The organism is Candidatus Scalindua japonica, from assembly GCF_002443295.1.
Classification (GTDB): Bacteria; Planctomycetota; Brocadiia; order Brocadiales; family Scalinduaceae; genus Scalindua; species Scalindua japonica.
This window is the reverse complement of record NZ_BAOS01000004.1, coordinates 285590-308943: the sequence shown is the minus strand read 5'-3', so window position 1 is coordinate 308943 and position 23354 is coordinate 285590. Positions and strand designations below refer to the sequence as shown.

Annotated in this window: 21 protein-coding genes; 4 read left to right on the top strand and 17 right to left on the bottom strand. The window is 38.4% G+C overall.

Translation table 11 applies throughout. The annotated features are described in order from the left end of the window. Positions 1-17: 17 nt before the first annotated feature. From SCALIN_RS03625 to SCALIN_RS03585, 9 genes are all read right to left on the bottom strand, one after another. Complete coding sequence (locus tag SCALIN_RS03625) at positions 18-923, bottom strand: LysM peptidoglycan-binding domain-containing protein (protein ID WP_096892895.1); 906 nt, start codon at positions 921-923, stop codon at positions 18-20. Positions 924-947: 24 nt separating this feature from the next. After that, entirely contained in the window at positions 948-4391 is a 3444-nt protein-coding gene (gene secD / locus SCALIN_RS03620) for a protein translocase subunit SecD (RefSeq protein WP_096892894.1), read from the bottom strand. Positions 4392-4420: 29 nt separating this feature from the next. Then, positions 4421-4738, bottom strand: a complete 318-nt coding sequence (gene yajC, locus SCALIN_RS03615) for a preprotein translocase subunit YajC (RefSeq protein ID WP_096892893.1) — start codon at positions 4736-4738, stop codon at positions 4421-4423. 23 nt (positions 4739-4761) lie between these two features. Next, positions 4762-5865 (bottom strand): tRNA guanosine(34) transglycosylase Tgt, encoded by a 1104-nt coding sequence (gene tgt, locus SCALIN_RS03610; protein ID WP_420885415.1) that lies wholly within the window; start codon positions 5863-5865, stop codon positions 4762-4764. An 8-nt stretch (positions 5866-5873) separates the two neighbouring features. Further along, positions 5874-7106 carry a SpoIID/LytB domain-containing protein gene (locus SCALIN_RS03605; RefSeq protein ID WP_162532131.1) on the bottom strand — a complete coding sequence of 411 codons (1233 nt, stop codon included), beginning with the start codon at positions 7104-7106 and terminating at the stop codon, positions 5874-5876. A gap of 15 nt (positions 7107-7121) precedes the next feature. Next, the gene (locus tag SCALIN_RS03600) at positions 7122-7715 is read right to left on the bottom strand and encodes an epoxyqueuosine reductase QueH (protein WP_096892890.1); all 594 of its coding nucleotides are present in this window, start codon (positions 7713-7715) and stop codon (positions 7122-7124) included. 3 nt (positions 7716-7718) lie between these two features. Further along, a complete protein-coding gene (gene ruvB, locus SCALIN_RS03595) occupies positions 7719-8738 on the bottom strand; it encodes a Holliday junction branch migration DNA helicase RuvB (protein WP_096892889.1) in 1020 nt (339 codons plus the stop codon). A 50-nt stretch (positions 8739-8788) separates the two neighbouring features. Further along, positions 8789-9376: a Holliday junction branch migration protein RuvA gene (gene ruvA / locus SCALIN_RS03590; protein WP_096892888.1), complete on the bottom strand. Its 588-nt coding sequence runs from the start codon at positions 9374-9376 to the stop codon at positions 8789-8791. Positions 9377-9560: 184 nt separating this feature from the next. After that, a complete protein-coding gene (locus SCALIN_RS03585; protein ID WP_096892887.1) occupies positions 9561-10880 on the bottom strand; it encodes a DNA-directed RNA polymerase subunit alpha C-terminal domain-containing protein in 1320 nt (439 codons plus the stop codon). Between the two features lie 331 nt (positions 10881-11211). On the opposite strand from SCALIN_RS03585, the gene kdsA reads away from it, so the two are divergent. From kdsA to SCALIN_RS03565, 4 genes are all read left to right on the top strand, one after another. After that, positions 11212-12042, top strand: a complete 831-nt coding sequence (kdsA, locus tag SCALIN_RS03580) for a 3-deoxy-8-phosphooctulonate synthase (RefSeq protein WP_096892886.1) — start codon at positions 11212-11214, stop codon at positions 12040-12042. Positions 12043-12086: 44 nt separating this feature from the next. Then, the gene (locus SCALIN_RS03575) at positions 12087-12641 is read left to right on the top strand and encodes a dockerin type I domain-containing protein (RefSeq protein ID WP_096892885.1); all 555 of its coding nucleotides are present in this window, start codon (positions 12087-12089) and stop codon (positions 12639-12641) included. A gap of 255 nt (positions 12642-12896) precedes the next feature. Then, on the top strand, positions 12897-13361 hold the full coding sequence (locus SCALIN_RS03570; RefSeq protein WP_096892884.1) for a hypothetical protein: 465 nt from the start codon (positions 12897-12899) through the stop codon (positions 13359-13361). 41 nt (positions 13362-13402) lie between these two features. Continuing rightward, positions 13403-13720: a hypothetical protein gene (locus SCALIN_RS03565; RefSeq protein ID WP_096892883.1), complete on the top strand. Its 318-nt coding sequence runs from the start codon at positions 13403-13405 to the stop codon at positions 13718-13720. An 89-nt stretch (positions 13721-13809) separates the two neighbouring features. Here SCALIN_RS03565 and SCALIN_RS03560 read toward each other — a convergent pair whose 3' ends face one another. From SCALIN_RS03560 to acsB, 8 genes are all read right to left on the bottom strand, one after another. Continuing rightward, positions 13810-14205 carry an acyl-CoA thioesterase gene (locus SCALIN_RS03560; RefSeq protein ID WP_096892882.1) on the bottom strand — a complete coding sequence of 132 codons (396 nt, stop codon included), beginning with the start codon at positions 14203-14205 and terminating at the stop codon, positions 13810-13812. Between the two features lie 212 nt (positions 14206-14417). After that, on the bottom strand, positions 14418-15203 hold the full coding sequence (locus tag SCALIN_RS03555) for a dihydropteroate synthase (protein ID WP_096892881.1): 786 nt from the start codon (positions 15201-15203) through the stop codon (positions 14418-14420). 12 nt (positions 15204-15215) lie between these two features. Beyond that, entirely contained in the window at positions 15216-16172 is a 957-nt protein-coding gene (locus SCALIN_RS03550) for an acetyl-CoA decarbonylase/synthase complex subunit delta (protein ID WP_096892880.1), read from the bottom strand. Between the two features lie 26 nt (positions 16173-16198). Beyond that, a complete protein-coding gene (locus SCALIN_RS03545) occupies positions 16199-16972 on the bottom strand; it encodes an ATP-binding protein (RefSeq protein WP_096892879.1) in 774 nt (257 codons plus the stop codon). A 24-nt stretch (positions 16973-16996) separates the two neighbouring features. Continuing rightward, on the bottom strand, positions 16997-18934 hold the full coding sequence (locus tag SCALIN_RS03540; protein WP_096892878.1) for an ASKHA domain-containing protein: 1938 nt from the start codon (positions 18932-18934) through the stop codon (positions 16997-16999). A 171-nt stretch (positions 18935-19105) separates the two neighbouring features. Continuing rightward, entirely contained in the window at positions 19106-20443 is a 1338-nt protein-coding gene (gene acsC / locus SCALIN_RS03535; RefSeq protein WP_096892877.1) for an acetyl-CoA decarbonylase/synthase complex subunit gamma, read from the bottom strand. Between the two features lie 37 nt (positions 20444-20480). Beyond that, complete coding sequence (locus SCALIN_RS03530) at positions 20481-21071, bottom strand: ATP-dependent Clp protease proteolytic subunit (protein WP_096892876.1); 591 nt, start codon at positions 21069-21071, stop codon at positions 20481-20483. Positions 21072-21093: 22 nt separating this feature from the next. Continuing rightward, positions 21094-23274 carry an acetyl-CoA decarbonylase/synthase complex subunit alpha/beta gene (gene acsB / locus SCALIN_RS03525; protein ID WP_096892875.1) on the bottom strand — a complete coding sequence of 727 codons (2181 nt, stop codon included), beginning with the start codon at positions 23272-23274 and terminating at the stop codon, positions 21094-21096. Positions 23275-23354 lie beyond the last annotated feature (80 nt).

The window sequence follows — 23354 nt, the reverse complement described above, 5'->3', positions numbered from 1 at the left end:
TTAATACAACAGTTTGTTTAATTACTGTATAGCTTTGGAATGATAAGAACCTGTCCTTTTATCAGCAATCCTTTATCTTCAATTGTGTCTTCATTTGCCTCATATATCTTATGCCATGCGGACGGATTATCATAGTACTTTTCTGCAATCCGATAAAGGGTATCTCCTGATTGTACCGTATGAGTCTTTTGGCTCACATATTTCTCTTTTTTTACCTTTGCCTTAACAGATGCTTTTACATTGTTGCCTGTCTCATTTTTTAAGGAAATATCCGGTATAATTAATTTCTGGCCAACATAAATAGCATCAGAATTTGGCATGCTGTCTTTGTTTGCATCAAATATTATAGCCCATTTTTTCCCATCTCCGTACTGTTTTTTTGCAATTTTGAAGAGATTGTCATTTGGCATTACTTTGTAAATCTTTTTTTCAGGTACAGAATAAGTTGGAGTTTGAGGCTTGTTATCAGGTACAATTACGACTTTTTCTGTAGTCGGAATTGTTTCTGCTATTTCTTCATCTTCTGCTCCTGTTGGCTCCTGTGATAATTCAGGTTCTTCAACTATCTCTTCTGCAACCTCTCCTACTGTTCCTTCCCATTTGCCTTCGATCGAAGAATTCTCTTCAGGTGTTTCAATAAGAGTATTCTCTGTTTGTACCACCTTTAATGGTTCTTCATTTGTTTGGAATTTTTCCACTGTGTTTTCTGCGGACAGAGTTTTCACCGGTTCGGTTTTGTCTGATTCTATGATAAATTCGTTTATATTGATTTCATCAACTGAATCTTTCTGTCTTCCTTTTTCAGACATAGCTAAATCCGGCAATATAGACTCTTTGTCAGTAGTTCTGGTACTTAGAAAAACACCTATAATTACGAGTATTACAATACCGAGTAAGATTCCGATTTGCGTATCTCTTCTCATAGATCTCCTATCGTCTAAAAAAGGTTATTGTGCTTTTGAAGGCTTATTTCTTTTGCCTTTTGGTCCTTTTGCCTTTTTTGGCCCTTTTGGTGCTGGCACCTTAGGTGTAGCTTGACCTCTTTGTGTAGAATGTGCAGTTACCGCGACCGACGCCTCCGGTGTCTTATGTAAGAGTTTGTATCCAATCCAAAATGGGAAAAAGATAATGATTGCAATAATTCTGAAGACCTTTTTAACAATATTCCAGTCAAGCAGGATAGGGCTGGCAATAAAGATGGAAGAGTAAGTACCAACTACAACTCCAACCATCATAACAAATGCAAATCCGTGTATTGCAGCGCCTCCTACAAAGAACAGAGCGGATACAACACCAAACGTTGTAAGCGATGTTAGAATCGTCCTGTTAAGGTTCTGGTTAATACTACTGTTGACTAAATCTGATGTAATTGTCTTGTTCTTACCAGACAGGTTTTCTCTTATACGATCAAACAACACAATCGTATCATTCAAAGAATACCCTATTAATGTCAGAAATGCAGCTATCATTGGTAGATTAATTTTTACATCACCAAATACATTACCAAAATGATCAGCCACTGCAACGGCCCCAACGGTAATTACAACATCATGTACAAGAGTAATAACAGCTGATACCCCAAATTTAAGTTCACCGAATCGGAACCATATGTAAATGATAATTGCAATGCACGCAAAGAATAGAGCAAGCGCCGCTCTGCTCTTCATTTCTCCGGCAACTGTTGAGCCAATACTTACAACTCTTTTAAACGGATCAGGTTTAGATACTTCAGACTCATTGGCTTGTGAATAAATCCTGTCTTCAAAAGTGACAAATAAGTCTTCTCTAATTTTTTCCTGAATTTTAGCTGCATTTAATTCTTTCACGTCGATCATAAATTCATTGGCAGTTATATCCATTCCGGTTATTTCGCCAAAATTGTTTTTTAATTGACTTGAACCTTGAAGCCTTTTTCTCAAAGTTTCTTCATCTATACTATCTTTCAATTCAATCTGAATTGATGAATTGTCGACTATCATTATTGGCGGAACGTTTAATGAACTGGCGGTAAGCTTAATTGCCTCCAATACATCCCTTGGCCCTGCAATTTGTAATTTTCTGAAAGTATCTCTTCTTCTTGAGCTCTCCCTCGCAGATACGACTATATCTTTATGTCCTGCACGTTTAAGAGCTATTTGCAGAACATTTGGATCTACCGCTTTTTTCAAGTCGAGACCCATGGTAGATATGGCCCTGAACTGCGTGCTTCTAACATCGTTAGCAATATTTGGAAGTTCATCCTCTATATCACCATAGAGTGGCTTTATTGAGAGCATATCAACGAGATCTGTGAACGTGTCTGTTACATTATTTATTATGTCAGTCCTTGTGTTTTCTTGTGTTAATCCACTAATCCTGATTGAATATTTTTTGCCACTCTTTTCTACTGGATATATTGAAAGGACATCATCGCTTCCGTATCCGGCTTTTGTAATGTAATCCTGGATTACAAATTCATCAACCGGGTTGCTCAATGTTAAATGATAACTTGATGGTTCGATATAATTGATATTTTTAAATATCTTTTTATCAACAACGTTTTGTATGTCATCACTAATCTTTTGTACGGATTTGTTTTTGTTTAAACTCTTGATTCTAATTCCAAATTCAGTTGAATCGTTTGATGCAGTAGTAGCATCCTTGCTTGCCCATATGTTCTGTACTTCAGCATTAGGATATCCCGCAACTTCTAATTTATTACGAATATCACTGACAGGAGTAGGTTTATTCAGCTTTAATTGAATAAGTGTTCCACCGGTAAAATCGATATCATAGTTGTCTTTACCTCTTATTACAAAGACCGAAAGGCCTATTACAATTAAAACAAGTGAGGCGATCATGGCAATACGTCGAAAACATACAAAAGATGTTTTCGGGTTTTTGAAAAACTGCATCATTGAAAAATTGTTCATGATGCCGGCACCCAGAAATATTTCAAAAATCACTCGGGTAACAAATACGGCCGTAAACATGTTTATCAAAAGACCTGCAATCAAAACTATCGCAAAACCCTTTACCGGTCCTGTCCCTACCGCATACAGAATAAGAGCAGTAATTAACGTCGTTAAATTTGAATCAACGATTGTTGTAAACGCTCTTTCATATCCATTTTTCACAGCAAGCCTTATTGTCTTGCCTTTTGTCTTTTCTTCTCTGATTCGCTCAAAGATCAACACATTTGCGTCAACCGCCATACCTATCATCAAAACCAGTCCCGCGATACCCGGGAGCGTGAGGGTTGCGTTCAATACTGCCAGAGTTCCTACAACAAAGAATATGTTGAGAATGAAGGTTGCGTTTGCTACACCACCTGCACCGTAGTAATAGGCACACATGAAAATTATAATAAATATACCACCGATTATTCCTGCTAGAAGCCCGCTTCTGATAGAATCTTTTCCAAGACTTGGACCAACAGTGGTTTCCATTTCCAGTTCAAGGTCGGCGGGGAGACTTCCCGCACGCATGACAGCAATCATATCATTAACTTCTTCTTGAGTAAAATTGCCCTCTATAATCCCTTTACCAGGAATTCTGTCTCGAATTATAGGTGCGGAATAAAGCGTTCCGTCAAGTATAATTGCTAATGGTTTTCCTATATTACGTTCCGTTAATCGTCCAAATTTAGATCTACCTGCCTGGTCAAATTCAAATCCTATGACTGGGCTGATGTCCTTGCGATCGGGAAAAACCCTGGTAAGGTGCTCACCGGTGATTTCAATTTTGTTCCGTACCAGAAACCAGTCCTCCGTATCTGACTCTTCTCCTTTTTTCTTTCTAATCCAATGTTTATAATAACCGGGGACTGCCTTTCCTGCTTTAGCATCGCTGACCTCACTGCTATTTGGTGGAGCTGCCAGTCTGAATTCAAGCTTCCCCAGTCGAGTTATCCTTTTCTTAAGGCTCTCAATATCACTTTGTGTAGCGCCAGGAACTTGTATGAGGATTCTTCTCATACCCTGTTGTTGCAGCCTGTATTCCAATACTCCCTGTGGATCAATTCTTTTTTCTAATAATGCTATTATTTCATCTGTCAAACCGGAACGTTTTTCAGATTCATCAACTTTGATCTTATACAGGAGTTCAGATCCTCCACGTAAATCAAGGCCAAGTTTTATTTGTCCTTTAGCTATGTAATCTACTTTCTTGTGGACTACGGTTTCGCCTTTTTCGTTTGTTTCTTTCTTTACTATTGTTTCTTTCTGTATGGGACTTTTAAATAAGAAGCCAAAGAATGAGTCATCTATTATAGTACGGTCAACTATTTTGCCGTTAATTTCTGTAATATTTTCTGACTTTATCGGCTTATCCGCAACCGGATATAATGCCATTATAGCAATAGCAATAAGTACTACGATCAGTGGTATCTTCCATCTCAAATTCGTTGGCATCTAAATTATCTCCTATAATCTTATTATATTTATTCGTCTTCCCGTTGCTCACTTTTAGGTACACTCACGGAAGTAATAGCGCTTTTATCAATTTTCAATTTCACGTCTTTTGCATCATCAACCCGTACTACAACTTCATTTTCTTTTACTGAAACGATAACTCCATGCACACCTCCAACGGTAACAATTTTATCCTGTTTTCTAACATTTGATATCATTTCCTGCCTTTTTTTCTCTTTTTGCTTCTGTGGCCTGATAATCAGAAAATACATAACTGCGAACATTATAACCATAAGCGGCAGAAATTGCATCATTGGATTACCTTGATTTGCCATGAAAAAAATCATTATAAAAGTCTCCTAAAAAGGTTCTATTGAAGAGAAAGAAATTTGGATTTAAAGTTAAGAAAATTACCTTCAATTATTGATTGTCTGGCTTTTTTCATCATGTTTTCAAAAAAACATATATTATGTAAAGACATAAGACTCAATCCAAGAATCTCATTTGAAGTAAGTAAGTGTCTAATATAAGCTCTAGAAAAATTTTTGCAAGCATAACAATGACAATTTTTATCAATTGGTCGCTCGTCAGTCTTATAACAACTGTTACGAATTTTCAATTTGCCATTTGAAGTAAAAGCACAGCCATTTCTGCCGTTTCTCGTCGGTATTACACAATCGAACAAATCAATTCCATGTTCGATACCATCCAGAATATCTAACGGAAAGCCAACTCCCATCAGATATCTAGGTTTGTTTTCCGGTAAGCGTGGCGTAGTATATTCCAGTACTTCATTCATCAGTAGATTTCCTTCGCCAACACTTAAACCACCTATAGCATAACCATTGAACTCCATTTCAACTAATCGGTCCGTGCATTCTTCGCGAATGTCCTTAAAAACACTGCCTTGTACAATAGCAAACAGTTCCTGGTCATCACTGTTATGGGCTTTAAGACATCGATTTGCCCATTTTACCGTTCTATACATGGATTGTCTGACCCTGTCCTTTTCACAAGGGTAAGGCAGACACTCATCAAAAGCCATTATAATATCAGCTCCTAATGCATGTTGTATATCCATTACTATTTCAGGATTCAGAAATCTTCTGGACCCATCTATCGGAGATTGGAATTCGACGCCATCATCCGTCACTTTTGTTAATCGTTCAAGGGAGAATACCTGATAACCACCGCTATCGGTAATTATTGATCTATCCCATTTCATAAATTTGTGCAAACCGCCAAGTTTTTTTACAACTTCATGCCCCGGTCTCAGGTATAAATGATAGGCGTTACACAGCAAAGCATGTGCTTCTGTTTCCTGTAACTGTAAAGGTGTTAATGTTTTAACTGTTGCCTGTGTTCCTACCGGCATAAAAGCCGGTGTAGGGATCAAACCATGATTGGTTGTTATTTCTCCACATCTTGCTTTTGTTTTATTGTCCGAGGCTAAAAGCCTGAATTGCAATAAAATCTCCCTGACTAATATATCTTTACCAGATCTATTTCCGGATAATAATGTCTTAGAATATCAAACCATTTAATTCCTGACTTTGCCATGTCCTGGGTTCCATACTGGCACAAACCAACACCATGCCCCCAGCCGCTACCATCAAAAATAAATGAACTCCCGTTCTTTTTGACTTTAAAAGAAGTACTGCGAAGATTATTCGGGCCCACTAAAAGCCTGAAATCATTAGCATTAACTCTTTTTGTGCCTCCAGCATAATCTATCTTTATCGTAGAACAGTGTCCGCCGGGGCCAACTTTTTCAGTGGTTATATTACGTATCCTTTTTATTTTAGAATTTTTATTATTCAGCTTGCTTTCAATCTCATTTTTTCCAAGTTTCTTTGTCCAGTGATAATACTTGGATTTATTACAATATCCACAATTCACACCACTTAAAGGGGGAATGCTCTTAAGGTTGAAAACCAGATTGATATCTTCTGTATGACCACCACATGTACTGTGGAAATATCCCGGAAAAAGTTTCCAATCATATACCATGACAGTGCCTCTTGATTTTTCTACAATTTCTTTTGTCTTTGCCTGGTTCATGTAGGAGCCTTTATAAGCAAGGTCCTGCAAGTTGATGTGGTAAAGGGCGTTACTTTTAACCTTTCTCTGATAAATCGCATAGGTTCGTATGGCAATTGCCTGAGCTTGTAGCGCATCATCATTCCACTTAATCGGCATTTCGCCTTCAATTACTCCGGGTAAATATTCTTCTACACCGATTTCCTCCAATATAGAGAATCTATTATTATTATCAGGAACAAAAATAAGTTTGCCACTATACTTTAATTTATTTAATTTTACAAAACCATTATCACTAAAAACAGTTACATTTCCGTCTGCTTTTGCAAAAGTTGCAGGTACATCTAATGTAGAGCCGGATGTCAGAGATTTTATTCTAAAGTTACCTGATTTTAAATATATGACTGACTTGGTCAAATTCTCCTTGTTGCTCAGTATTTCGTTACTCTTAAAATATGAAACCCTATATGGTTGATTAATTTCAATTTCGATCTCTTTTATATTTTTATGTAATAGTACGCGAATGTCGGGTGGGGTTTTTAAGTAATTGTCATATTTATATACAGCTTCCGCATTATTATTAGTGCTGAGGCATGAGACAAGCAATGCAATTGAGAAAAAAACAAAAATCAGGCCATACACAGCATATTTATATTTTTTATTAATTATTGGCAATTTAATGGTTCCTTTTTATGGAGCACTATTGTTTGTCAAATTCTCTTTTAGCTTCCAGCCTTCATATAAATTTCGCGTTGTATCTTTAAACCTTTCAAATTCACTGAAAATACAACCACAATATGATTGTCTGTATAACATTTTCTTTTTAGCTATATCCTTGCTGCATTCACATAAATGTCGATAATCTCTATATTCAAAAGGTATTCCTGTTTGCTCTCCTATCTGCTTTCCCATCTCTCGTATTTTCTCGTGATCCTGCTGTTTACTGAAAAGCAACGTTGAGCAGAAAGCATCAAATCCTTTCTCTTTAGCATGGCGCGCAGTTGTGCTGAGCCTCAGGCTATAGCAATCTTCACATCTATTGTCACCTTCATAATCAACATTACTAAGATATTCCCTCAGCCCATACTCTTCACAATAGTCTATCTCTATAGGGTCACTTTCCTGAAAAATGTGCACCGCTTTGAGCCTCTTCCTGAATTCCAATAATGGATGAATATTGGGATTATAAAAATAACCGTGAACATTGATTCCCTCGCTCCTTAATTCATCGAGAGGCGCGCAGAGACAACCTGCACAGCAAATATGTAGCAAAAGATTGGTCATTAGTTAAAAAAGGGTCCTTTGTTCTCCGGCTATGGTTTTATGTCCCATATACTCATAAGCTCGCTGTGTTACTATTCTACCTCGTGGTGTTTTGCTTAAATAGCCTTTCTGGATTAAAAAAGGTTCATAAACTTCTTCTATTGTATCTTCCTGTTCATTTACGGAAACTGCTATTGTTTTTAATCCAACCGGTCCTCCACCGTGCTGTATAATAGCGCTCAGTATTTTCCTGTCTAAGTCACCAAAGCCATCTTTATCTACACCCAACATGTCAAAGCCCAGTTTTGTAATACTTTCAGTAATTACATTGCTGCCTTCCACCTGCGCGACATCTCTGATTCGTCTTATAAACCTGTTTACAATTCTTGGAGTTCCTCTGGAGCTTTTTGCAATCATTTCTGCGCCTTTATCATTAATTTCTATTTTCAGCTTTTTCGCTGATTTAAAGGCAATCTCTTTCAGCTCTTCCCATGGATAGAAATCAAGTCTTTCCAGTACACCGAACCTGGCACGAAAAGATGGTGTTAAAAGCCCTTCACGTGTAGTTGCCCCAACAAGTGTAAAACGCGGAAGGGTGATCTTTACTGATCTCGCGCTCGGGCCCTGATCTATTAAAATATCTATGGAATAATCCTCCATCGCCGAATAAAGATACTCTTCTGTAGTTTTGTTTAACCTGTGGATTTCATCAATAAATAAGATATCTCCCAGTTGTAAGTTAGTTAAAATACCGGCTAAATCACCTGGTTTATCAAGGACCGGCCCTGATGTCGATTTGAGATCAACGTCTATTTCACTAGCAATAATTTGTGAAAGAGTTGTCTTTCCCAAACCTTGTGATCCTGAAAATAGAATATGGTCGAGAACATCTCCCCTTTTTTTAGATGCCTGAATATAAACGTGCAGGCTTTTCTTAATTGATTCCTGACCAATGAAATCACTGAACTTTTTTGGTCGTAGCTCAATATCAAGGTTTTCGTCATCAGCAACATTTTCGCCGGAAAGGACATTATTGTCAGACATATTTAATACACCATGATATCTTGTTAGTTAGGACTATAACCAGTTATAAATCACACACGACTTAGAGCTTCTTTTATAAGCGCTTCAACCCCAACGGTAACGTCCAGGTTGTCTGAGGCCTTGTTCACTGCCTTTTCTGCTTCAGATTTTGCGTAACCAAGTGAAACCATAGCCATGACAGCATCTGAAATAATTGCCATTTTCTCTGTATCTTTAGAAGATTTTATATCAGGAGAAACACATTTTATCGTTTCCTTCAATTCTAATATTATTCTCTCAGCGGTTTTTTTGCCTATCCCCTTAATACGTTGTAATGACTTTGGATCATTACTTACAACATACTTCTCAAATTGAGTAATCGAGCTACTCGACAGTATTGTAAGTGCCATGTTTGGGCCTACTCCATTCACTGAAAGAAGTAAATTAAACAAGTCTCTCTCCTCTAATGAAACAAAACCATATATTTTTAATTCGTCATCTCTGATAGAGAGTTTTGTGTATAATTTCGCACTCTCACTATTAGATATTTTCTCAAAGGTCGATAACGGTATGTGTATTTTGTATCCAATACCATTAGTTTCGATTATCGCAGTTGTAGGCGCCTTGTGTACTAAATTACCTTTAATAAAGTCAAACATTTATTTAATACCTAAACTGAGAACATTTTACCTGCTGTTTTATACTTACTGGAAAAAGTGGAAAATTTATGAATTTAATCAAAATAGTGGGTGAGATAACTGACGATGTTTATTACATGTTTATGAGATTTGTCAAACAGGTAATATAGTTTTAAATAACATCAATAAATTAGCTAATGTTTTGTCAGTTATGAAGTTGTAATCCAAGCTTATCAAGTTGGTTATTTATTTCATCAACATATGCTTGCGTAAAACTATCTTGTTCTAAAAGTTCTGTTTCTGTTTTTGCTACCAAATCGCTTATTGTCTCGATACCCATTTCTTCAATGGTTTTCCTGCAATCATCGGAAAGTTCTATTTCCGCTATTGATTTTAGTAAATTGTTATCATGTATACCTGTTTCTACATCGGTATCAATAAATATTTCAGATTCAACAGCTTGCCCAAGACGTAAACCTTTCTGGTTAAGTATATTTTTAATTTCCGTTAAGGAAGTTTCTCCAAAATTTTTATACGATAAGAGCTCGTACTCAGTAACTTTTGTTAAATCTGCAAGTGTTATTATATTCATGCGTTCCAGGCAGTTTTTGCTTCTGACAGAGAGTTCAAAATCAGAAATTGGAATATTTAATACTTCGGTTTCCTGGTCTTGTTTCTTGACCTTATCATCGTCATAACGCATGTTTAAACCGGCTTCCGCGTCCTTGAGAAAAAGTCTTGCAGTCTGATGGTTTGGATATGATTGCAAAACTGCGTAATAGCAGGAAACAGCTTTTTCATAATCGTCATTGTCTTCATACATCAGGCCAAGGTTAATCATGGCATTGGTGTATAATGGGGCATTCTCAACACACTTTTTGTAGTACTCAAGCGCCTTTTCATCATCTCCGTTCAGGTCATAATAATATGCAAGCCGAAACAACGAGTTAGGGTGTTCCGGATTAATTTCGAGCGCTCGATTGTAGTGTGTTAATGCTTCCTCATACTCTCCAAGGTTATCAAGACAGTGTGCCCACTGGTAGTGAAGACCCGCTTCATCATCATGCCCCTTAGATAATTTCTGTATTAATTTTATTGCACCTTGATTGTCACCTGAAAGTCTTTGTGTTTCCGCTATATCTACTTGTATTTCAAACTCATCTTCGTTTGCCTGCTTTGAACGTCCGAAGAAATCCAACGCTTTTTCGTACTCTTCAAGCTCCTGATAACATTTTCCAAGAAAATAACATGCAACCTTATTAGACTGTAATGTATTAAGAACTTCAAAGGCCTCATCTTGCTTTCCGGATATCCATAAACATATACCTAAGATTAAATTATTTTTTTTTGTTTCAGGAGTGAGATTTTCTGAGCTTATGGATGACCTTAGCGCCTTGATTTTCTTTTCCAGTTCCTCATAATTGGCTTTTGATGTATAAATTTGCTCTTTTAGTGTGAATATATTTTCTCTTGTGAGTGGTTCTGTTGTGAAGGCGACATCAAAGTCTAACGTATTACTTACCATATACTTAGCTCCAAAATAATAAACAAAGAAAAGTAAAAATATTATAAAATATATTGTGTTGCGTAATTACCAATATCAGTAAGTTGCAACAGGAAGGCGTATAATAAATATAATTGCTAAATAGAAAATAAAAATATGTAGTTTATATATATATCAAAAAATTATAAAATTGCAAATAAAATTTGTCGGAAATTAAACGTTTGACTAATGCTTATGACTATGATATAGATAAATTTACGTCAAAAAACTGGTCAATGTTATTCTCACTCATACCTTGTTTTAGAGTAGTAATAAATTTATCGGAATTTTTTTTCAAGAACAATATTTTGAAATGAAAAATATACATAACATTGGAGTTGGAAATATCGTTTTCGGGGAGAACCACCCATTAATTTTAATTGCCGGACCCTGCGTCATTGAGAATGAAAATGAATGTTGTAGGATTGCTGAGAAGATTAAAGATATTGCAGTTAAGGCAAACGTTCCGTTTATTTTCAAAGCGTCATATGACAAAGCAAATCGTTCTTCTATAAACTCTTACAGAGGCCCTGGAGTCAGAAAGGGTATAGAGATTTTATCAAAGATCAAAAAAGAGATTGAAGTGCCGGTAGTTTCAGATGTTCATTGTTGTTACGAGGTTGATATTGTGAAGGATGTATTGGATTTAATTCAAATACCGGCGTTTCTCTGCAGGCAAACGGACTTACTTCTTGACGCGGCTAATACAGGAAAGCCAATAAATATAAAAAAGGGACAATTCTTAGCGCCATGGGATGTTAAACATGTTGCAGAAAAAGTACTTTCCACAGGCAATAAGAACATAATATTTACCGAAAGAGGAACATCATTTGGATACAATAATCTAGTAGCTGATATGCGCTCTATTGTTATTATGAGAGAGATGGGATATCCGGTAGTTTTTGATGCAACACATAGCGTGCAACTGCCCGGTGGAATGGGCTCTACTTCCGGTGGGCAGAGAGAAATGATTGTACCGTTAACAAATGCTGCCGTTTCAGTGGGTTGTGACGGCCTTTTTATAGAGACACATGAAAAACCTGAGGAAGCTTTGTCTGACTCCGCTTCAATGTTGCCATTAAACCAACTGCTTCCTCTCCTTAAGAAGGCAATAAGAATACGGGAAGCGGTAAGATCTGAGTAGACACGATTTCACGAATTTACACTAATATTTGGAGAGGAGACTGGTTGAATATAAAGAAAGTAGGGTTTTCTTTGTTGTTTGTCATTATTTTTTTATTATCAATTACATCGAGTACATATGCAGTAAAGTGCAGTTGGGATGAGGTGACTGGAGCAAGTTGGTATAACGTATACATAAGTACAACACATGATAAAGCATTTAATAAGGTAGGGGATATCGCAACTCTAACAACATTTAGCACTTTTATTTGTCACGATATACCGTACTATAGTGTAATATTTGTTGGAGTAACCGCTGTTGATTCTAGAGGTTACGAGACTGAGGTGTCGAATATACCTTACATTCTAAAAGGAAATATAGCAGGTACGTACGAAGAAGGAGTTCCTTATACTGATGCTCGTGTTGATGAGAATGATCTAACGGTGTTAGGAGCTCATTGGGGACAGAGCGCAAGCCATCTCACATATGAATGCAGTTACTTTCATATAGGTCCAGAAATACCTACCCAATTACAATCTGCTGATTTAAACAAAGATGGTCGTGTTGATGGGTTTGATTACTTTATTTTGATAGTTAATTATGGAAAAACTGCTAATTGATAATCTTATTATTTCAGATATAAAAGTCAACCTTTGGGTTGGCTTTTTTTATGTGAAAGCTCTAACGAATAGTTTCAGTATAGATGTAGGATCATATTGAGAGTTTCCTGCTTTATTACAATTTATCAATCCGCAAAATAGCTACATAGCCAAAAAATAATTGTGACACCGCCAATTTAGGTAGTATGGGCCAGCTACGAAGATCCATCCACGCCTGATATAATCCATAACCGTATCATTCGTTCAAATGATTATTTGTCTTCAAACTCTGTTGACGGCTCTAATACACAACAGCATTCTCAGGCAATACTGGTATTCCTGTTCGCATACTGTGAGGATGAAATTAGACCTCGCCTTGCAAAGTCTACGAATATTGCTGAAAATGAGATTAAATCTGATATAATGAGCTATGTGCGAACAATCCGGAACGTAATACTCCACTCAAAAGGCAAAATCCGCCAAGATAAATACAAGAGTATTAACCTGTTGGGCGACATGTTTTCTGTAGATCCGTCAATTTATGTTTTTTATGAAAATATGCACAAGATATTTGTTCTGATCAAAAAGGAATGTGCACGATTACTTTTTGAGTGGTCAGTAATGGAAAATTCACCCAATGTCAAACCCGAAGATATCCGTAATGTCGCATTACAAACGCGGAGAAAACCTACGCAAGAGCTAATTGGATCAACTTGGACAGAAGTTAATGACTCTTTCTGATTTAGATTATATTTGTACTGTTCTACTACTGACTAAATATTATGCAGAATAACAATTCATTAAATGATTTAATTGAGATAGTAAAGAGATTAGGTGAAATATACCGCGAGGAGAATTTAAGGGTTGATATTGATTTCGATCCGAATGACGGTATGACTATGGTTAAGTATGATGATACAAATTCCGTAAAAAGAACTATTTATATAAATTCAAATAACAAAACAATAAGCGGTATTGATACAAAAAAGTTCTGGCTACCTGATTATTCAAATATACAAAAGGCAAATAAGAAGGTTGTTCGTTTATTAGAGGGGATGGGTTACATTGTCTCAAACTTGACGTATAAAACAAAGAAGTGAAGCGTTGATAATGTAGGATGTATTCCCCCTTTGTATTAGGGGGGGATGGGGATGGTTGGCAAATCTGATATGAGATGCTTAATATTGCTCTAAGTAAGGACTTCTCTGATCTTTTCGGGAATTGCCATTGGCTTCTTATTTTTCCCCAGACATGCAAGGAGGGTAGAGCCTTCCGCAATCAGATTTTCTTCATTAACACGCCTGATCTCATAACAGAATTCGATTCTTGCTAATTTCATCTTAGTTAAACATGTTTTGATAACCAGGAGATCGTCAAACAGGGCAGGGGCCTTGTATTTACAATGAGCATCCGCTACCGCAAGAAATACATCTTCTTTTTCAAGTTCCGCATACGATATACCGAGATCACGCAGAAACTCTATTCTGCCCATTTCAAAATAGACAAAGTAGTTTGAGTAATATACTATTCCCATCTGGTCGGTTTCCTGGTATCTCACTCTGACATTAATTTCACTGCACTTCATAGAATGGTGATATGGGGGGGGGTGTTCCCCGAATAGAACTAAAAAATATCCGATAAGCCTGCCTGATTTATCATTCAGGTGTGGAACGGATCTTACATAATAATTTTTTGTATGTATAAAAGTGACCGGCCTCTCTTTCGAGAGGATTCCAATTCTGGAGTCCTCTCGAAAGAGAGGCCGGTCTACTATTTATTTCCCATGATATGGGTAGATTATACTCTTGCAGCTTTGAGAAATGAATCGCTGTAAATCTGCTTATTCAGAAGCATTTCAGAGCAGATCGCAGCATCCATGAGCTCCGTATCAAGCACATCCATGAGGGCAGTGTCCATACCCGCGGCAATTGCCATAGTCAAGAACGTTCTGCATATTAAAGACTTTTCCTGTGTACCCTGAGCCAAATTACTTAAACCGACAGTTATGTGTGGAGATGGATCAGAGATAAGTTTTATCTGACTAAAAACCTCCAGCATATAAGCGGGTTGTTTCTGGTCAACTGGTATTGAGAATAAAATAGGATCAATAAAAATTTTGTCCATATCCACATCGTGTTCCAAAGCTTTTCCGGCAATTTCAGCTGCTATCTCAATGCGAGTATCTACATTTTGAGGAATACCTTCCTTATTCATAGTGAGACAAATCAAAGCAGCATTATGCTCCTTTGCAAGTTGCATATAAGTGTCAAGAACTTCAGGGTCACCTTGAGCAGAATTAATCATAACATCGTTTTTTATTACCTCAAGGCCTGCTTTAATAACACTCAATTTCTGGCTGTCTATTGCAATAGGTGTATTTACTGCCTCCTGTGTTGACTCCACCAACCATTTCATGGCGTCCTCCTGATCTGCAGCAGCAGTTCCAACGTTTATATCCAGATATGTAGCTCCCGCTTCAGTCTGTTTTTTTGCTAATTCATGGATTACAGAGGGGTCTCTCTCTTTAATCGCCTTCTTTACATCCAGAAACTGCCCATTAATTCTTTCCGCCAGGGTTATCATGTTCTTCTCCTTCTATGTAAGATTTTCTATATGTTTTTTTACAATTGTAACTGCTTCAGGATGGTTCATCCTGATTATGTCAACACCGGATTGTATCAATGTAGTGGCGGTAATTGCTTCCCACATTATTCCTCTTTCCGCAAAGGCCCCCCATTGAGGAGCTTCACTGTCAGTGGCTTTTGCTTCCTTTGCACGCCACGCTTCGTGGCCAACATCACAAATAACCGGAGTCGCCATCTGGTGGTCTCCTGAAAGCGCCGCAATTCTTCCTCGTTCATGGATTGAGTAGCAGTATTCAATACCGTATCCAAGTGCGCCGGTAGTCTGAAACATTACGATCCTGTCGGTAGGAAATCCTAAATCAGTTACCAGGATGTTTATCTGTTTTCCAATGTTAATGTCAACCGGGGCCTGGGTTATCAGGTTGTGCCCGTCTGCAAGGCAAACAGCAGTAATGGTTTTGTAATTCTCCTGAGTCGCTCCTCCCAGAAGGCATCTCTCTCCTTTAGCTGCCTCACTGACCTTTGGCATTATTTCATTATCCCTCTCATCATTTTCACATCCCCATATGATAAGGGGTATATCAACAGCCTCAAGAATAGATTTAACGGTACTTACCGTCTCTTCTGCGCTTTTATTCCCTTTATCAGGGTGGATTGCGTCAAGTTTCAAACAGATTAAGTCTGCACCAAATTCAGCACATTTTTTAGCCCAGTTTGCCGGATTGTCAACAACATCCGCATAATGTTTTAAAAGAGGCTCAGGCCACTCATCCGGTGGGGCATCATATACATCCATTGCGATCGCCGGTTTGTGGCCGATGCTTCCATCAATGTCCATAAACGGAATACTGTTTGCGCCACCAACGGTTACCGTCTTACCCCTGGTACCACCTTCGTCGCTGGTTGCTCCGATTGTAACTTCTTGTACGTTTCCTGAACACTTATCTGCTACATTGACAATTTCCATTATTTTATCTCCAAACTAAAATATAATCATTTATCTGATGTAATTGTTACGAATTTATCCATTAAATTCTTGATTTCGCTGTAAACAGCATTTTCTGGGCTTATATCCAACAAAGAGTCACCGGAGGTGATGTGATCATATATTTCTTCGTCAAATGGTAACTTCGTCGATACTTCAATTCCGAATTTGGAAACTTCAGCATCAACTTTTTCGCTTACTCCCTTTGCGGGTACTTTGCACATAACGTATACCGTCTTTTTAATTTTGATTGGAAGGCTCTCAATTAATTCGGTTATTCTGTTAGCGGTATGCACTCCGATAATTGTAGATTCAAATGCAATTATGAGCAGGTCTACATCATTCGTGGTCCTTCGGGACAAATGTTCCATTCCTGCCTCTGTATCAATAATAATATAAGGGTAACTTTGTTCGGCTTTATCAAGATATTTTCGAAGCAGATTGTTGGCATAACAGTAACATTTTGGTCCTTCCGGTCTTCCCATTGTCAGTAGATCAAATTTGTTCTCTTCAATAATACACTCTTCTATTCTGTATTCAATGTATCTGTCCTTTGACATAGTCGCAGGTATGTCAGCCCTTTTTTCAACTACATCATCACGGATATCCGCAATTGTACCATTTACTTCTACACCTAGTGATATTCCCAAAGTTGAGTTAGGATCGGCATCAACTGCTAATACGGTTTTTCCAAGCTCCTCAGTAATATAACGTATTATCAAAGTTGCTGTGGTTGATTTTCCGGTACCGCCTTTACCTGCCATTGCAATTGTATATGACATTTTATTAATTCCTTGTATATATTATTATGTATTATTTCCTGCTAATTCTTCCTGTACAGAAGGAAATTCGTCAAGGTTGGTATGTGGAAGAAAATTTGCAGACATAAATTCTTCCATATACTTTTGATTTCCCATAAGATCGAAATATGTCATCTGTGAAGCAATATTCTGTACAGTTTCAAATGCGTCTTCTGACAATAGTGCCATCTTCGCGCCTGTTAAAGATGTATTGCCGACAAATTTTATACGTGATGCCGGCATATCCGGCAGCATACCAATTGTTATGGCATTTCTCACATTAAGATAATTTCCAAACCCACCAGCCATATAAACACAATGCACATCACCTATAGTTAAACCCATAGACTCAATCAATAGTGATACTGCGGCATAGATAGCACCCTTTGAACGAATCAGGTTTGCAATATCAGCCTGTGATATCACTATATCATTATCAATGGCTGTTTCATCCCTGTTGACTAATACAAATTCGTATTCATCATCTTTCTCTCTTAACTTATCTGTTTTTATCCCTTTTTGAAACTTACCGGACCTGTCAATAATTCCGCTTCTTAACATTTCTGCAATACAGTCCAGCAGGCCAGATCCACATATTCCTCTTGGAGGAACATTTCCAATAGTTGAGTAGCTTACTTCAAACTCTTTTGTGATATGCATTATCTCTATGGCTCCTTTTGCGGCCCTCATACCATGTTTTATGCCACTTCCTTCAAAAGCAGGTCCCGCAGAAGCAGAACAACATACCATCCACTCTTTATTTCCAAGTACTACTTCACCATTAGTCCCAATGTCAATTAAGAGAGTAGGCAATTCCTCTCTGTCCAGCCTGATAGCGGCAGCTCCTGAAGTTATATCCGCACCTACGTAGGCTGCGACACTTGGAAGGGTATAGAGGAGTCCACGGCTATTGATGTCAATTCCCAGCTGAATGGCCCGTATAGGCGGTATAAAGTTGGCAGAAGGTATATAAGGCTCCTTCCTGATACGTTCAGGGTCAAGACCTAACAGGAAGTGGTGCATTGCTGTATTTCCGGCACATACAACTGATGTTATATATTCCAGTTCAATATCATTTCGCTTTACTAATGTTGAAATAAGTTTATTAATGTCTGTTACAATAGATCTTTGCATCTCTTCAAGCGCGTCATTTTGTATTGCATAAATTATTCGCTGAATATAGTCCTCTCCATACTTCATCTGTGTATTATATACGGCTTCTGAGTCAACAACCTTAGAAGTTTGCAGGTCAAGCAGACATGCAACTACCGTAGTTGTTCCTACATCAATTGCGACACCAAAGTTAATTTTACTGGTGTCTCCAGGTTGAACGTCTATAATTTCCAAAACTTTACCTCGATGTCCCAGTGTAACAGTGACCGTCCAATCATTTTCTCTGAGAACTTCCGGTAGCTTTTTCAGGATACGATAACCGGTTTGCATAACATTCAGTTCAACGTTCTGGTCCATCATGATTGCCTGGTAAAGCCGTTCATGGTCAGCAACACTGTCATCCATTGTTGGGGGTTGTAGTTTTAGACATATTTTTTTTACCAGGGCATCATGTTTGAACCTTGCCTGTTCAAGTATTGCCTTCCATGTCATATAATGCTGTTCATTCTGGTCTAAAAGGATCTTTTTCCCCTCAAGTCTTGTTTCTTTAGGGACGAGGATTTGTAGATCGCTTGTTACGCTTGCTTCACAGGCAAGAATATAATTCTTTTCCGTTTCTTCACCACTGAGAAGCTTTGTAGGCGGTGCGTCTATGGTACCGGTGGAAAGGATAACCTTACACTTACCGCATATGCCGTCACCTCCGCATATGCTGTTAATGTAAATATTAGCCTTATGGGCAGCGTCAAGAACAGTGCAGTTATCATTGACCTCTACATGCGTATCGTTAGGCAGGAAATGTACTTTAAATATATTACTGTTTTCTGACATGGCTCTTATAAAGTGGAAATCAAGGCATGATAATAAAAAGTTTTATCACGGATATATCTGTATATCTCGATAAGATAACACTTCGGCTCCGTTCAGTGTGTCGTGCCCAGCACATTTGGTAAGATGTCATTCTGGGTGGAATCGAAGGACAGGCCTCTTAAATTAATATCTCTAGTTCCAGGTACTCTTAAGGTAAGTTGGTAATCCTGAAGCTTCCTTAGGGCCAACAAGAGCTTCCCATTTTGTTTTCTCCTGGATTTTTGCCGATAATATTGCAACAAGGCCTGGAACTATGAGTTTTTTATGTTTTACTTTCTCCTCTATGTTTGCGTCTGACATAGCCTTTGCTATAACATCTTCATTAAGTTTGTCACCTGAATATGCAGTGAGAACAGATGTACCTTCAGTTCCGACAGCAAGAATATATGCCGGTATACGGCTTGCCTCAACTTCTCCTTCAACTGTGTAGTAAGTCAGTGAGAAGTTAGTAGTAAAGAGAACAGGTGAATTTTCATTAACCTGGCCAACTTCGTAAAGTTTAGGCTCTACCTGTACAGGTTTTTGAGGATCGGTATAAATGTTCTGGCGTACTGTCAATAATGGCATGATCTGCCATGGCTCAAATGCATTAACAACTACTATTCCGGCATACTTTGCTATGAAAACACTAGCACTGGCAATTTCCTGGGCCGGTTCGTAGCTTGGCATATATGTTAATGCCGGATAACCCAATTGGCGAAATGCCTTCTTTAAAGCGGCTCTTCTGATTATGGTGAGCCCCTGTAAGATATCTTTTGTACTTTCAGAAACCTGATTTAAAACTATGTCTGTAACTCCTATACCTTTTATTTTTTCTGCCAGATCTGCCAATTCTTCCAAAGTTGAAGCGCTCACAGTCATTGGGCAGCCTTTGTCTTTAGCAATATTTGCCATGGCTTCCCAGTTGTCAGCATTGGCACCACATATTAAAGGTTTCTTGTCTGAACAGGTTTCTACAGCAGATTTCATATTTTCTGGTGACTTACTCTCCAGGATAATGGATAAGTGAGTATTTTCGCTGACTTGTTTAGCTCTCTCCGCAAACCTGGTTCCATCGCCGCTATTATTAAGTAGGGCAACAAGATCAATTTCTATCTCAGTTCCAACGCGCGTAAATTTAAGATTATTAATTTTATTTAATTTTTCACTAAATGCGTCATCATCAAGATCGTCACTTAATGTTACGGCAACTCCGGTCGGATTATAGAATTTCTCGTCATGTCTGAAGAGAACGTTTTCTTCGCCAACGCTAATCTGTTTATCACCCGCTCCAATAGATACCAGTTTTATTGGTGGGGCCGATGCAGCTCCAAGAATACCTTTCGCCTCCTCGCTTACGTCAGGGCAATCTTTCAATTCGGCCTTCTTTTGCGCAAGTTGCATTGCAAACGCCAAGCATGTTGCTCTTCCACATTTTTTACAATTTGTTTTTGGGAGAAGTTTAAATATCTCAAGACCTGTCAGTGCCATATGTCCTATCCTTTAAATGTTATTTAATAAAATTATATTATAAATCGCCGTTATTTTTGATTATCTTGCTGATCAAACCATAACTTACCGCTTCATCAGCAGACATCCAGTAGTTTCTTTTTGTGTCGTTTTCTACCTTTTCAAAATCCTGGCTTGTTTCATCAGCTATCATTCTGTTGATTTTTTCACGGCATTTTAAAATTTCGCTTGCTTCAATCTGGATGTCTGAAGCCGTGCCATGTACTCCGGTAGATGGTTGGTGGATAAGTATCCTGGAGTTTGGAAGGCTGACTCTGTTTTCCTTTTCCGTACCAAGAAGTATTAATGCGGCAGCACTTGCAACAACGCCAGCGCAGATATTAATGATCTTAGGTTTAACAAATTTCATCATGTCGTATATCGCAAATCCGGCATCCGCATCACCACCTGGTGAATTAATGAACACTTTAATTTCTTTCTCCGGATCATCTTGTTCCAACAGAAGAAGTTGCGCTATTACACTCTGAGCCATTTTCTTATTAACTTCGTCCGTAATCATAACAATCCGGCTCTTTAAAAGCTTTTCACCAAATGGATCAGACTTCTTATCGTCTTTATCGTCTTTCTCTCGTAAGTTTATATTATTCATAAATTTCTCTAAATTTTTTTTATTAAAACATTGGATCCAACCCAAGAACAGGATGTTTGACCTTTTGCAGGTGTTCTAGAACTTCCTCCTCTGTCTGGGCTATTGTTTCATCTGCAATTTTATTAATGAAATCTTCCAAACCTGCCTCATTTGCTGCTTCTGTGAGTGCATCAGTCAGTTCATCTTTAAGGTGTTTTGGCATCCAGACAAGCCTGGCAAGACCACCATCTCCGGATATAAATTTGCTGCTACCCATGTAGAACTTGCTATGGCCCACAAAGCCTGGAGTTTGTATTCCACCGCCTACTGTTCCCGCAAGGGTAGAAAATTTCATACCACATGGTGTCATGCCTGTATAGTCTCTGTCGACAGTCATAATTCCATTCGTCATCGGCAGCATTGCGGAGATGCATTCAAAACAACCGCAGCTTGTCATTGGATTAGTGACCATACTGTACATACTTACCTGTTCAAACTCTTTGTTGGAAGCGTTAAATAAGAATTCATTTGTTCCTTCCCACAGTCCAAGCTTTTCATCAATAGTTTTGCCTTTTTCAATGGGCTGGTTCGGGCCTGTAGGAGTTATCTCATACCCGGCCTTGCCATCAAGCCAGCTGACAGCTCCGCACAAACCTGAACGTTCAGGTGATATTATGCAAACGTGGCTTGGTGCAAAACTCTGGCAAAGAGTACAGCTGTAAAATTGATTTACCGACGCGTCTGTCATCCCCAGAGCTCTTTCATCGCGCTCGGTAAACGCACTCTTTACTTCGTCTAATTTCTTCTCGACTTCTTCTTTACTTGTATACAAAGTAACTTGTACTTTGTCTAAGAGGGCACCATATTCCTCATGATATTTCGAATGTATTATATTGCCTAAGTGCTTTATTCTAAACCCTTTATTGAATGCATCCTTGCTTATCCTGTGTCTGATTATATCTCTCTGCCCCATATGGAAGAATCCCTGTGCTTCACCAAGAAAGTGATGTGTTCTTCGTTCAAAAATTGGTTCAAAGTCAGGTTGCATTTTACGGCCAGATACTTCTACATATACGCCTAACGGTTTGCCTGGTCCTATTTCCATTTCGTCCATTTCAGGACCAACTACCTCTATCTTGCCATCTTCAATTTCATTGTTATCCCTCATTACGACATACTCAAATGCTGGTGTACCGGGTCCGCCCACCTCAATCTGCATGTCGTCTTTTCTAATTCTCTCACCCTCAAAAGCGGGGCCATATGATACAGGAATATCAACCTTTGCGGCAGCAACTTTCAAGCCTCTTACTTCAATACATTTTTCCACAATTTTGTCATGAGTTATAAGTGGCACAACATGCTCGTATGTACATACACCTGTGGGTAATATTTCAGGAATGTCAGTGTCAGCGATCGTAGGGAAGCCGTAGTTAATAGCACCGGCAGCATTGGCATACTTTTCATCATCGACTTCTCCCAATGCCATCACAAAAGCAAATATCCTGTTTTTGTTGTATATCAGATTCCTTGTGAAATCTGCAGGTTTAATTCCTCCAAAGGATAGAGCTGCTTTGTTGGCAAACCCGAGTGAATAGATAGTTGATGTAATGTTTTTTCCGAAAGGTACCAGCCTCGTTTCCCATCCGAGTTGTACTCCCTCTTCATCAAGCTGCTCAGCAAATGATTTTCCATCAGTGTTGCCTGAGATAAAAACATACAAGTTCTTTTCCTGCAGTTCGGTTGCAATCTGAACAGCAATTTTGTTTGTTGGTGCTGCGCCGACAACAGCCGCAAACCCCGGTGCAGTCCCGTCAACAAACTCTATACCTCTCTCACGCAAAATAACATCCGCAGCGGCTCCCAACCATATGCCGTCAACAGGGTTTGGGCCGATAAGGTATTTACATGCCTCTATTACCTCTTCTGCAAAAAGGGTAGCAATGCCTGCATCAAGAGCCCAACCAAGATAGGGAAGGTATATTTTTTCCTCCGGTATTGGAGGAAGTAAAGCCCTTGCGTGTCCAAGCGCCTCTTCACAATCTCCGAGTGTTTTCACTTCAAAGGCTGTAGCAGAGTAGATTATAGGCAGATAATAACCTGTATCAGGAAAATCTACCTTGGCGTCTTTACCCTTTGATTCTATCGCTTCTCTTAATTTTTCTTCTGCCTGTTTTACTATACTGTGAGCACCCCTTATCGCAGCGGTAGCTATTATTCTAGACATATGTAAATACTCCTATTGAATGTTAATCTTTATTACAATGAGCATTGGCAAAGCCAGGTTTGCATTCGACCGGCTTGTGA

Bases quoted from the DNA above. Each gene is read 5' to 3' on its own strand.
- SCALIN_RS03625 (WP_096892895.1), bottom strand. From the start codon at position 923: ATGAGAAGAGATACGCAAATCGGAATCTTACTCGGTATTGTAATACTC.
- secD (WP_096892894.1), bottom strand. From the start codon at position 4,391: ATGCCAACGAATTTGAGATGGAAGATACCACTGATCGTAGTACTTATT.
- yajC (WP_096892893.1), bottom strand. From the start codon at position 4,738: ATGATTTTTTTCATGGCAAATCAAGGTAATCCAATGATGCAATTTCTG.
- SCALIN_RS03600 (WP_096892890.1), bottom strand. From the start codon at position 7,715: ATGACCAATCTTTTGCTACATATTTGCTGTGCAGGTTGTCTCTGCGCG.
- ruvB (WP_096892889.1), bottom strand. From the start codon at position 8,738: ATGTCTGACAATAATGTCCTTTCCGGCGAAAATGTTGCTGATGACGAA.
- ruvA (WP_096892888.1), bottom strand. From the start codon at position 9,376: ATGTTTGACTTTATTAAAGGTAATTTAGTACACAAGGCGCCTACAACT.
- SCALIN_RS03585 (WP_096892887.1), bottom strand. From the start codon at position 10,880: ATGGTAAGTAATACGTTAGACTTTGATGTCGCCTTCACAACAGAACCA.
- kdsA (WP_096892886.1), top strand. From the start codon at position 11,212: ATGAAAAATATACATAACATTGGAGTTGGAAATATCGTTTTCGGGGAG.
- SCALIN_RS03565 (WP_096892883.1), top strand. From the start codon at position 13,403: ATGCAGAATAACAATTCATTAAATGATTTAATTGAGATAGTAAAGAGA.
- SCALIN_RS03560 (WP_096892882.1), bottom strand. From the start codon at position 14,205: ATGAAGTGCAGTGAAATTAATGTCAGAGTGAGATACCAGGAAACCGAC.
- SCALIN_RS03555 (WP_096892881.1), bottom strand. From the start codon at position 15,203: ATGATAACCCTGGCGGAAAGAATTAATGGGCAGTTTCTGGATGTAAAG.
- SCALIN_RS03550 (WP_096892880.1), bottom strand. From the start codon at position 16,172: ATGGAAATTGTCAATGTAGCAGATAAGTGTTCAGGAAACGTACAAGAA.
- SCALIN_RS03545 (WP_096892879.1), bottom strand. From the start codon at position 16,972: ATGTCATATACAATTGCAATGGCAGGTAAAGGCGGTACCGGAAAATCA.
- SCALIN_RS03540 (WP_096892878.1), bottom strand. From the start codon at position 18,934: ATGTCAGAAAACAGTAATATATTTAAAGTACATTTCCTGCCTAACGAT.
- acsC (WP_096892877.1), bottom strand. From the start codon at position 20,443: ATGGCACTGACAGGTCTTGAGATATTTAAACTTCTCCCAAAAACAAAT.
- SCALIN_RS03530 (WP_096892876.1), bottom strand. From the start codon at position 21,071: ATGAATAATATAAACTTACGAGAGAAAGACGATAAAGACGATAAGAAG.
- acsB (WP_096892875.1), bottom strand. From the start codon at position 23,274: ATGTCTAGAATAATAGCTACCGCTGCGATAAGGGGTGCTCACAGTATA.